The organism is Phycisphaeraceae bacterium, assembly GCA_019454185.1.
In the GTDB taxonomy this organism is placed as follows: Bacteria; Planctomycetota; Phycisphaerae; order Phycisphaerales; family UBA1924; genus JAHBWV01.
In genome coordinates, this window is the sequence record CP075368.1 from 1,386,144 (window position 1) to 1,397,578 (window position 11,435).

At 64.4% G+C, this 11,435-nt stretch carries 10 protein-coding genes; 1 reads left to right on the plus strand and 9 read right to left on the minus strand.

The window, feature by feature from the left end; genetic code table 11:
* Position 1: 1 nt before the first annotated feature.
* Together KF838_05850 and KF838_05855 are read right to left on the minus strand one after the other, a co-directional pair.
* Positions 2-991 (minus strand): ABC transporter permease, encoded by a 990-nt coding sequence (locus KF838_05850; protein QYK49373.1) that lies wholly within the window; start codon positions 989-991, stop codon positions 2-4.
* Entirely contained in the window at positions 988-2,064 is a 1,077-nt protein-coding gene (locus KF838_05855; GenBank protein QYK49374.1) for a substrate-binding domain-containing protein, read from the minus strand. Before KF838_05855 ends, KF838_05850 begins: the two co-directional genes overlap by 4 nt.
* A 71-nt stretch (positions 2,065-2,135) precedes the next feature.
* Between KF838_05855 and KF838_05860 the strand changes: the two genes are divergently transcribed.
* Complete coding sequence (locus KF838_05860) at positions 2,136-2,474, plus strand: L-rhamnose mutarotase (protein QYK49375.1); 339 nt, start codon at positions 2,136-2,138, stop codon at positions 2,472-2,474.
* A 7-nt stretch (positions 2,475-2,481) separates the two neighbouring features.
* Here KF838_05860 and KF838_05865 read toward each other — a convergent pair whose 3' ends face one another.
* The 7 genes from KF838_05865 to scpB form a co-directional block, all read right to left on the minus strand.
* Complete coding sequence (locus KF838_05865; protein QYK49376.1) at positions 2,482-3,888, minus strand: hypothetical protein; 1,407 nt, start codon at positions 3,886-3,888, stop codon at positions 2,482-2,484.
* Between the two features lie 116 nt (positions 3,889-4,004).
* Positions 4,005-5,597 (minus strand): ribonuclease Y, encoded by a 1,593-nt coding sequence (rny, locus tag KF838_05870; protein QYK49377.1) that lies wholly within the window; start codon positions 5,595-5,597, stop codon positions 4,005-4,007.
* 404 nt (positions 5,598-6,001) lie between these two features.
* Positions 6,002-6,865, minus strand: coding sequence for a hypothetical protein (locus tag KF838_05875; GenBank protein ID QYK49378.1), 864 nt, complete (start codon positions 6,863-6,865; stop codon positions 6,002-6,004).
* 103 nt (positions 6,866-6,968) lie between these two features.
* Positions 6,969-9,155 (minus strand): DUF3488 domain-containing protein, encoded by a 2,187-nt coding sequence (locus KF838_05880; GenBank protein ID QYK49379.1) that lies wholly within the window; start codon positions 9,153-9,155, stop codon positions 6,969-6,971.
* Entirely contained in the window at positions 9,152-10,351 is a 1,200-nt protein-coding gene (locus KF838_05885) for a DUF58 domain-containing protein (protein QYK49380.1), read from the minus strand. The genes KF838_05880 and KF838_05885 overlap by 4 nt, the downstream gene beginning before the upstream one ends.
* On the minus strand, positions 10,348-10,767 hold the full coding sequence (locus KF838_05890; GenBank protein QYK49381.1) for a hypothetical protein: 420 nt from the start codon (positions 10,765-10,767) through the stop codon (positions 10,348-10,350). Before KF838_05890 ends, KF838_05885 begins: the two co-directional genes overlap by 4 nt.
* Positions 10,764-11,342: an SMC-Scp complex subunit ScpB gene (scpB, locus tag KF838_05895; protein QYK49382.1), complete on the minus strand. Its 579-nt coding sequence runs from the start codon at positions 11,340-11,342 to the stop codon at positions 10,764-10,766. The genes KF838_05890 and scpB overlap by 4 nt, the downstream gene beginning before the upstream one ends.
* Positions 11,343-11,435: the final 93 nt, after the last annotated feature.

Sequence of the window (11,435 nt, forward strand, 5' to 3'; positions counted from 1 at the left end):
TTCAGATCCCCTCCGCGTCTGTTGCGACGCTCCGCGAGCGGAAACGATCGATGATCACGGCGGCGATGATGATGTGGCCGGTGATGATCTCCTGGATGTAGTTGGGCCAGCCGAGCACATCGGATCGGTTGGAGAGGAATGACATCAGCAGCACGCCCGCGACGGTGCCCGATATCGAGACGCGTCCGCCCCGGAGGGAGCCCCCGCCGATCACGACGGCCGCGATCATGCGGAGTTCTTCGCCGGACGCGACGGTCGGATCGCCGACGGTGAGGCGTGCGAACTGGATGACGCCCGCGATGCCGACGAATACGCCGCAGAGGGTGTAGGCGGCTGCGCGTGTGCGTCGCACGGGGATGCCACACCTTCTGGCGGCTTCGGCGTTCGAGCCGACGGCGACGAATCTTCGACCCGCGACGGTTCTTGCGAGAAAGAGGGCGACAGTGATCGCGAGCAGGAGCCAGATGAATGACGCGGGCGAGAGTTGCCACCACGGACCCGCGTGGCGGAGGCGGACGAGCGAGCCGAGGCCGCCATCTGTGGACGGAACGACGGTTGTGCTTCCTGAGATCCACTTGGCGACGCCCCTCCAGAGCCCCATGGCGCCGAGGGTCACGATGAACGCGGGGAGACGAAACGCAGCGGTGAGGAGCCCGGTGTATGAGCCAGCAAGCGTTGCGACCGAGATTGCGAGCAACGCGGCGACGGGGCCGCTCGCTCCTTCCTTGAGCGCGAGCGCGGTCGCGACGCACGAGACGGCGACGACCGAACCGACGGCAAGATCGATGCCGCCGGTGACGATGACGATCGCGACACCGAGCGCACCGATCCCGGTGATGGAGGATTGGAGCGTGATGTTGCGAATGTCCGCGCTCGTGACGGGGTGGCCGGGTGCCAGGACGATGAACGCGAGAACCACAACACCGAGGCCGAGGATCGGCCCGAGCACGCGGAGCAGGGCGAGAGCGTTCGACCGTGTCGGGATGATCATGGCGATCCGGGAGCCGATGGTGTGCCCCCGCTCGGTGCGAGCGTTGGGCGGATGATGCCGACGATCTCAGGAGAATCGAGATTCTCAAGCGAGACAATGGCGACACCGGTATCGATCACCGGCTCTACGGGAGTGCCTCGGAGGTGATCGACGGCTGCGCGTAGAGCGAGTTCACCCATACGCATGGGGTTCTGGACGACGAACGACTGCATGTGCCCTTCGCGGAGGGCGTCGATGAATGTCTCGCTGGAGTCGAAGCCGACAAACTTGACCTTGCCGGCGAGTCCGCGCGAGCGGAGGGCGAGGAGCATGCCGAAGGTTGACGACTCGTTCGAGCAGAAGACGCCGTCGATATCCGGGTGGGCGTTGAGCAGGTTCTCGGCGGCTTCCTGCGCTGTTGCGCGGGTGGCTCCGGCGTATCGGCGCGGATCGACGAGGGTCATGCCCTCGTGAGCCGAGATTGCATCTATGAATCCCTGCTCGCGGAGGAGCGTGCTTGCCGAACCCTCGGCGTAGCGAAGCAGCAGCACCTTGCCGGTGTTGCCCATCGCGGCGGCGAGCGCATCGCCGGCAAGTCGACCACCCTGCTTGTTGTCGGTCGCGACGAAGCAGACAAAGTCGGAGCCGGGGCGAACGATCGATTCATCCAGACCCGAATCGAAGATCACAACAGGCACGCCTGCGGCGGTCGCTTCACGCACCGGAGCGACTAGGGCGCGGTCGTCGAGCGGGGCGAGCACGATCGCGTCGTACCTGCGTGAGCCGATGAGGTTCTGGACCAGCGAGATCTGCTGGGCCCTGTCGTCTTCCCTCTCCGGGCCGCGAAAGACCATCTCAACACCGAGATCAGCGGCTGCACGGGACGCGCCTGCGTGAACAGTGCGCCAGAACTCGTGAGTGGTGCCCTTGGGCACGACTGCGATACGCAGTGGCTTTGGTTGGTCGGCGTTCGAGCCGGGGGGCTGCTTGCGATCGCAGGCCGAGAGCACGAACGCAGCGGCGACGACGATGCAGCCGATGGCAAGTAGACCGCGAGCGTGACGCGGCGGTCGGAGGCGAAGGAGACTGAGCACGTGGATTGACTCCTGAACAATCGGTTCCGGGACTCAGAATCGAGTATAACGGGCACAAAGGGAGCACGTGCATGGCCATGTTCGCGCAAACGATCGACCTTGTCGATGATCCGGCGATGATCGAGGAGTATGAGCGGCGTCACATGGCCGTGTGGCCTGAGGTTGAGGGCTCGCTCAGGGAGATCGGGATCCGCGAGATGCGGATCTTTCGGCTGGGGAGTCGCTTGTTCATGGTGTTCGAGACGAGCGACGGCTTTGACCCGGCGAGGGATTACCAGCGGTATGCGGCTGATCCGCGATGCCGCGAGTGGGACGAGTTGATGCGCCAATTCCAGCGACCTGCTCCGGGCGCGGGGCCGGGGGAATGGTGGGCGTCGATGAGGCAGATCTACGAGTTGAGGCGGGAGTGAAGGCGGGTCATCTCGCTTCGGAGAAGATTTGGATGAACTCAAGAATGTCAAGGATGTCGAGATCGCCGTCGGGGACGAGGTCGCAGCGTGGGTCTTGTGCATCGAAGTCAGCGATGAAGTCGAGAAGATCGACGATGTCGTGCGAGCAGTCACGGTTCCAGTCGGCGATGAAGCGGTAGCGATCGATCATCGCCTCGGCTTGGAAGAGGGTGGCGGGGAGTGTTTCTTGTGCGCAGAGAAGAATCTCTGAGGGAGGCGGCGCGAAGTTCGGCCCGCGGAGCTCGTAACTCATGGAGAGAATGCCGCTTCTTGTGCCGTAGAACCAGTCGACGCTGCTGCCCGAGACGGGGTAGATCACGGTATAGATCGGGCCGTAGGTGTACGTCTTTCCATGTACGGCGTTGATGCGTGCGTTCATCTCCTGGCCGATGTCGTTCCACTCCGGGGCGTTGAAGATCGGCGTGGGGCTCCACCCCCAGGACCAGAGGATCATCTGGCCGTATGAGTGGATGTCGTTGTGGGCTTTGATCTCAGGATGCGTGAGCACGAAATCTCTGATGCGCTGGGTCTCGGGCTCGGAGAATGGGCCGGTTCCCCAGTAGACGTCGCTGGAGCCGAAGGGGCTGCCGCCCGCGCCGCCTGGGAGAGAGAGCCCCCACTGGTAGCCCCAGTTTCGATTGAGATCGACGCCGAACGAGCCGCCGGGATTGGGTCGGCGGTTCTTTCGCCAAAAGCGGTTGACCGTCCATGTGTGGACGTAGCCGTCAGGGTTCATGATGGGCACGATGTAGAAGACCGCGTGGTCGGTGAGGAAGCGGACATAGGCGTCGTCGTCGTAGTTCCTAACGAGGTGGTCCGCGACGAACATGGCGTTCATGACGGTGATCCACTCTCGGGCGTGCTGGATGCTGTTGAGCAGAATCGCGGGCTTGCAGCGTCCGAGGTCTACGGCGTCGTTGCTGATGCGAAGGCCCTTGATCGGACGTCCTTCGAGAGAGATGCCGAGGTCGATCTGGGTGACGAGATCCGGCCTGAGGGCCGCGAGTTGGGCCATGTAGTCCTCGACCGCGCTGAGGTTCTTGTAGTCCTGGAACCAGGACGCATCACGGGCAATCGGAGCCGAGAGCCGCGCACGCTCGGCATCGATGAGCGGCTGCAGATCGTGGATCGTGACCACGTGGGGCATGCCTGTCGCGACCAGTGCATCGAACCGATCAGGGGGGACGAGAAAGTCATTGGCGTGATCGTGACGGACCTCGCAACCGAACGGCTCGATGCCGATCGACTCGAGCGTGCGGACATCTCGGAAGTCCCGAATGACAATGCTGACGACGCGGTAGCCGTCATAGCGGACCACGGGCTCGCCCGGGCGTGCATCGGGCTGGGCGAAGGATCGCATTGCGAAAAGGGTCATGATCAGGACCACGGTAAGGCACGACACACGCATCGCTACGTCTCCGGTTCGGCTCATGGCCGAACAGGAGCAGTGTCGCAGAATGACGCCTATGTGTCCAGATCCACAGCCAGGAATCAGCGGGCGACTTCGATGGCTCGGGTCTCACGGAGGACCGTTACCTTGATCTCTCCGGGGAAGGTCATCTCGTCGCTGACACGCCGGGCGATCTGGTGGGCGATCAGGAAGGCCTCGTCATCGCCGACCTTCGCGGCGTCGAGCATCACCCGGACCTCGCGGCCGGCCTGGATCGCGTACGCCTCGGTCACGCCCTTGAAGCCCAGAGCGATGTCCTGCAATTGGGTGAGTCGCTGAACGTACCGCTCCATGCTCTCGCGGCGTGCGCCCGGGCGTGCGGAGGAGACGGCGTCGGCCGCCATGATGATGGGTGTGTAGAACGTGGTCGAGGGGATGTCGCCGTGGTGGCCTCCGATGACGTTGAGCACCGGCTCCTTCTCGCCGTACTGCTTGGCGAAGTCCATGCCGATCTTGGGGTGGCCACCCTCCATCTCGTGGTCCATCGCCTTGCCGATGTCGTGGAGGAAGCCGCAGCGTCGGGCCAGTGCGCCGTCGAGCCCGAGTTGCTCGGCGATGATCTGCGAGAGGAAGGCGACCTCAACGGAGTGACGGAGGACGTTCTGGCCGTACGAGGTTCGATAGTGGAGCTTGCCCATCGCCTCGATGATCTTGGGGTGAACGCCCCGCAGATTGGTCTCGACGATTGAGTCCTTGCCGAACTTGACGATGCTCTCGTTGATCTCTTTCTTGACCTTCTCGATGATCTCTTCGATGCGAGCGGGGTGCATGCGCCCGTCTGCGACGAGGCGTTCAAGGGCCTCTACGGCGATCGCCTGACGCACCTTGTCGAAGCAGGAGACGACGATCACGCCGGGGGTGTCGTCAACGATGATGTTCACGCCTGCGGCCTGTTCGAAGGCGCGGATGTTGCGGCCCTCGCGCCCGATGATCCGCCCCTTCATGTCATCCGAGGGAATCGCGACCGTCCGCACAGTCGACTCGGAGGTGTGCTCCGTGGCGTACCGCTGGATCGCCATCAGCGTGATCTCTCTGGCCTGCTTGGCGGCGTCTTCCTCGGCCTGCTCGGTGATCCGGCGTGTGAGCTTCGCGACATCCTGGCGGCAGTCCTGCTCGATGCGGAGCAGAAGCTCTTCCCTCGCTTGGTCTCGGGAGAGGTCGGCGATCTGGTGCAGTTTCTGGGTCTGCTGCTCGACCAGTGCTGCAATCTGGGCCTCCTTGGCGCCGAGTTTCTCTTCCCTGGCTCGGAGGGTCTCCGCCTGCTTCGAGTTCGATGAGTCGCGTTGTGCCAGCGTCTCTTCCTTGCGGTCGAGCAGATCCTCTCGCTTGGCAAGACGTCGCTCGACCTCACGGAGCTCGGCACGGGCGGATTCGGTCTCACGCTCGAACTGCTCTTTGCGCGCGAGGGTCTGGCGTTCGGCTTCCAGACGGACAGACTCTGCCTGGGTCCGGGCTTCGGCAGCTGCACGCTCGACGATCTGTGCGGCTTCAGCTTTGGCGCGAGAGAGCGACTTGCCTGCGAGTCTCTGGCACAACAGGAAACCAAGACCAACTCCGGCGATTGCAGCGATCACACCCGCGAGTACTACATGGGTGACGCCGATTTCGGCGAGAAGCAGCGTTTGAGTCAGCATGGAACAGCCCTTCCCCCCGGTTGCGGCTACAACCGGGACGATCAAGGCCGATGTGCGGCACCTCAGGTGTGTCTCATGCGCCAAGACTGCGTGCCCAATGGCAACGCATCAGAACGAACGCTCACGAACCTCCCTCACGCTGCGGCTCTTACCGCACGATCTCTCCCCGAACCCCATACAGACTTCGTGATCGCACATCCATGTCCTGACACTGTCGCGATTCCTCATCGCGTTCGAATCGCTCGCTTCGCAAGGTACATGGCCAAACGCCACACCCCGCTCGGCGAACGGAGACTCAGCCAATAGGCACACGCGGCACAGCGGCCGGAGTGTTTACACCGCCCGGGAACATCCCCGGACCTGCCACATGATATGGGAATTACCGAACCCTTTACAAGCGGCAGTCAGGCCGCTTTCGGGCTCGCCACTCGCCCTTTGGCGGTCACGCCGTTGACGTACCGGGTCAGTTGCTCCAGCACATACTCACGATGACCCTGACTGAAACCAAACTCAAAGGCGACGCCGACATAGATGCGTCCCGAACTGTCGGCATGGGTATGGGCCACTTTCGCGACCATACCGATCGGGGCGACGAGTTCCGGCCGGAGGTCGATTCGGAGCCAGAGGTATCGCGACCGATCCAACGGGCCTGAGTCATCGCGATCGATCAGGAGGCCCGCGCCACCTCCGCCCAGGTTTGCAAGCTGGCCGATGAAACCAGGGCCGACATCCGGAAGGACCGGCGTGAATGTCTCGCTGGAATCGATCCCGCCGCAACGCTCAATCTCGTGGGCCGACGCCCGGTCCGCGACTTCCGCAGCAACGGCGGATGTGGGATCGAGGATCGGCCAGACCTCGACCTTCGGCAGCTCGACGCTTCCCAGCGGCACACGGTAGAAGGACCGGCGCGAGCAACGCTCGACGTGGTCCGGAGCGGTGATCCTGAGCATCGACGGCCCACGCCCTGAGACGCCCGACGAGGCAACCGCCTTCGTCTTGAACATCCAACGGTTCTGCCCGATCGTCATGGCACCAATGAGCTGTGTCCCCGGCGGGAGGTCGATCGGCGCGTGGAGTGATGTCGGATGCTCTGTCACGAGCTCGGTATCTGAAACAGAGACCAGGCGAACGCGCCAGACGATGTCTGGCCTCCGGTCGTCGGCATCGATCGGCCCGCGATCGACCGAAAGCTCGATACCGCCGCCTCGCTGAGAGATCTCAGCCAGGCACTCTTTCCATCGCTCTGTACGTGATCGATTGGCGGGCACGGCGGATCCTCGGTAGACGCAGCAGGAGCGGATCGACCTCCGAGCCGGAGATCGACCCGATCGAACCTCGCCTTGAGCCGACCCCGCGGAATCACCGGCGACATCAGGTCCGTCGGGATTTCTTTCGGCGAGGGGGCCGCTTCAACAGCCGCGAGATCTCATCGACGGTGGCGTTCGCCTGCCCGAGTTCTTCGCGGGTGATTGCGTGTCTGCCGAAGCGAGCCCGGTAGTAGAGCCGAACAAGCCCCTGAAGCGGGACTGGCTCGGGGTTGCGGCTCTCAACGTCGGCGGCGTGCTCCAACGCACCGGCCCAGACCGGGCGTCCGTGGCCTCGCCGTGCGAGCAGCGATTGCAGATCCGCAAAGAACTCTGCCCCTTGGAGCGAACTGACGAGTTCCGGCTCGGCCAGAGCCGCGGCCCTGAGCATCCGGCGCAGCGCCCGCCTTGCCTGCATCGTTCGGATGATGATGAGCAGTCCGGACCCGAGGAGCGCGAGTCCGACACTTACGACAAGCCCGTTTCTGATTGCTCGCAGAACGAGCGAGACGCCTCCGGCGCTCACTCGCATGTTGAGATCGGCCATGCGATCTTCCACCCGTCCCGGATTGATCGGTTGCGCACCGACCATGTCGGCACGCCGCTTCTCGTCGAAGCCGACGATGCCGTCGATCCAAGCCAGTTCGATGGCGTCGATGAACCTGCGGAACTTCGCGAGCGTTCCGAGCGTGGGTGAGTGGATGCGCGTCAGGTCGGCGGGAGGCGTCGCGTCGAGCGTCACCCATCGACCGCCCGCTGTCTGCGCTTCGACCCATGCGTGCGCGTTGCTCTCGCGGACGATGTAACGACCGACACCCTCGTTGAACTCTGCGGCGACGTAGCCGGTGACCACTCGGGCACGGATGCCGACCGAGCGGCACATCGCGGCGAGGGCGGAAGCGAAGTACTCGCAATGTCCCTGCTGGGAATCGAACAGGAAGAACTCGATCGGATCGCGTCCGGGCCGGGGCGCGAGAATGTCGAGCGTGTACCCGTATGTGATCCTCAGATAGCTCTCGATGGCTTGGGCCGCCAGCAGATCCAGTTCGATCGGACGCAGGCCGGGATCGGACTCGATACCTGCATCCCGCAGGATCTCTTCCGCGAGATCCGAGGCACGCTCCGAGATGATCTCTCTGGACCGATCCTGCTGCTGCTCGCGTGCGCGAAAGCCCGCGTCGACGATCGAGTGTGCGATGTAATCGAACCTGCCGGGCGGGGTCTCACGACGCAGCACTCCGGACGCGCCGATCTCGAGCACGCCTCGGGTGCCGACATATGTGATCCGCGAGGGTTGCCAGAGCGTGAAGAGGTAGCCGCTCCGATCGGAGGCGTTCCGCAGCGTGACCCGGGCGATGTGCGTCACGTCGCTGGGATTGCCGCCGACGGGATAGGCACGGTCGGGATCGATCGGATGGCGCGTCGCCCGATCATCGGGCGAAGTCGTCCAGCGGCCTCGGTCGTAGCGTTCGAGCGCGGCGCCTCTGAGATAGAAGATCCGTTCGACACCTCCGAGGTTCCGCCCGAATCGATCGGTGATCTCGACGTCCAGCACTTCCGCCTGCGACTCGGTGATGAGCCCGCCGACCCCGAGCGTGACCGAGTCTGTGAACGACGTGGTCTGTCCGAGATTGGCATTGCCCCACTCACCGAGGCGCTGGGTGCCGAGGCCGCGCGGGATGAAGAGGAACGCGGCGGCTCCGCCCACGTATGCGCCGACGGCACAGATGACGGACACGGCGAGAATGTCTCTGGTTGCTCGTCGCCCTCTGGCGACTCCCCCACGCTCCGGGCTCGATGCCTCTCGCGCCGAGACAACCTGGAGCAGGCCGGCGCACAACGCTGCCAACGGAATGAACGCGAGCATGATCACGCCGACGAAGAGCGCGTTGCTCGTCAGCACCGAGCCGATCAGCTGGAAGATCGCGAGCGAGAGCAGCTGCGCAAAGTCTCGGGCGCGGCGACGATCGAAGAGCTTGATGACCTGCAGATAGGTCACGAACTCAGAGAACGCCGAGACCGAGAGTCGGCCCGACACGGTGGCCCACGCGGCGTTCGCCAGCGCGATCGCGACCAGAGCAAGAACCACCGCACGGGGCAGTGGACGGCCGTTCCGAGACTCTGTCAGCCAGATCCCGATAAGACCGAGCCCGACCATGATCAGCCCGAAGAATGGGCGGCCATCAGCGAGCGCGTAGCAGAGGATCGCCAGCAGCGCGAGACCGAACGAAAGGGGCTTGAAGGCACGCGTCATGTGGCGGCCCTTCCACCAGAGTCGGAGAGCCCCAGGAACCCGGCCAACGCGCGGCGCAGGCGGCTCGGGGGAATGGGAGGGGGCTCGGGCAGCGACTCTTCCGGAGCAAGAATCGAACTCGCCTCGCTCACGGAGAGAAGCAGCGAGCCCGAGGGAACCGGCTCGCGATCGGCCGCGATGACGACGACGGCGTCACGCGGGCGTATCGACGGCGCGACGGCGTGCGAGTCTGCGGAGATGCGGAGTCTGGCGAGGAGATCGAGCACCGTCTCGATGTGCCTTTTGCCGGGCTTGGGCAGCACGAGCGACCCGAATCCGACGACGCCGACAGCGTACCCCTTCGAGTCGGCGAGCTTCGAGATAGATGCAGCGATAGAGACTGCGATCTCCTGCTCGTGGGGCGAGAGCCCGGAGAGCGAGGGGCGAAGATCGATCCAGATTCGCGCGGGTGCGGGCAGGGCGTTCTGGCGGACCACGAGCGATCCGGCGCGTGCGGAGGCACGCCACGCGATCGATCGCATCGAGTCTCCGGGGGCATATGCCCTGATCCCGAAGATCTCTTCTCCATGGCCCGCGATGTTCCTCGCGCTGCTCAGGCGTGCTTGCCCGCCATCCAGACGATCGAGGATGCCCGAGCGAAGCCGGAGGGTGCGGGGCCTGATGATGAGCGTCGCACGCTGCGAGAGTTCGACGGATTTGCGAGTCAGACCGAGCGGAAACGTCGTCGAGATCGAGAAACGCTCCAGCGTGACAAGCCCCCGATGGCGGGGCACGACCGCGATGGTTGCGCGGACCTCTTCACGCGCGCCGACATGTTGCACGCAGGATGCCACGGTGCCGAGAGAGCGATCCGGCGATGCGCCGTCCGAACGCTCCGCGATGCTCAGCCCGAACGCCGGCCAGAAGCGGCTGCGGTTCCTGACTGTGTAGCGGATACGGATCTCTCGTCCGACCTCGCCGTGCGCGGGGATGTCGCGCCGTGCCCTCACGCCCATCAGTGCCGGGCCGCTCACGAAGCCGGAGACGACCATCGCCCCCGCAGCGATGCCGAACGCAAAGAAGAGCAGGTTGTTCTGGCTGTTGATCGCGCCGATCGCGAGAAAGACCGTGGTGAGAACGTAGAGCAGACTGCCTGCGCTGGCGTGGTACCGGCGGCGGACGATCGCTGCCGCGTCATCGTTCGATGCGAGTCTCACCTTGCGTTGCTCGGGTTCTTGGTGACATTGACCAGCACCCGACCTCCGTCCCTTGGGAGATAGAGCGAAGTCTCAGAAGCCCGAACAGCGGCACCGGACGCTCGCACGGTCACGGCTCGAGTCGGCGCGTTCGTGACGGGCACCGAGATGCCGAACTCGCCCTTGCTGCCCGATGTGGCCGAGCCGATTCGATTGCCCTTGTCGTCGAGGAACTCGACGAGCGTCCCAGGGACACCCTCGCTCGTCGTCAGACGCGGATCTTCGGCGGGCACGACAACCGCGATGTCGGCCGGACCCACGACGACGCGCCCGGAGTAACCCACGCTGCCACACCCGGTGAGGCAAACTGCCCCGACAAGGCCCAAGAGCATGATCGCGATACGACCGAGTGATCCGGCGTTGAAGCTTTGATTCATGGGTTGGCTCCAGCATCGACGGCCGGAAGATCCTTCAACGATCCGAGGCCGAACTGGTCAAGAAACTCACGCGTGGTGCCGTACAGCATCGGGCGCCCGGGCTCTTCGGCGCGTCCGACGATGGCGACCATGCGGCGATCCATCAGCGACCGCAGAACCTCGCCGCACGCCACACCACGGATCGATTCGAGATCCGCACGTGCGATCGGCTGCTTGTAGGCGATGATGGCGAGCGTTTCGATCGCCGCGCGGCTGAGCTTTGCCTGGACCTGTTGGAGTCGAATCGAGGCGAGAACCGGCGCGAACTCCGAGCGTGTCATGAGGCGATAGCCGCCCGCGACGCGCTCGATGCGTGCCGCACGGCCGGTCGAGTCGAGCGATTCGTTGATGCGAGCGATGGCGGCTTCCACCTGTCCTGCTTCGGTCACTTTGCCGGTTCCTGCGATCGCAGCGGAAATCGCGGATGCAGAGATCGGGCGGGGCGAGGCGAGGAGCACCGCCTCGACCTGGGCATCCAGTTCTGAAACCCCTGTGGACAGCGGCTCCGCCGACATCTGATCGTGTGTTTCCTGCATGGGACCATGCTACCCGAGCCGGGCCGAGGAGGCGATCTGGGGGTTGCCGAGACGGTCCAGATAATCGCGTCCCCTCCCAGACCGCACAGTCTG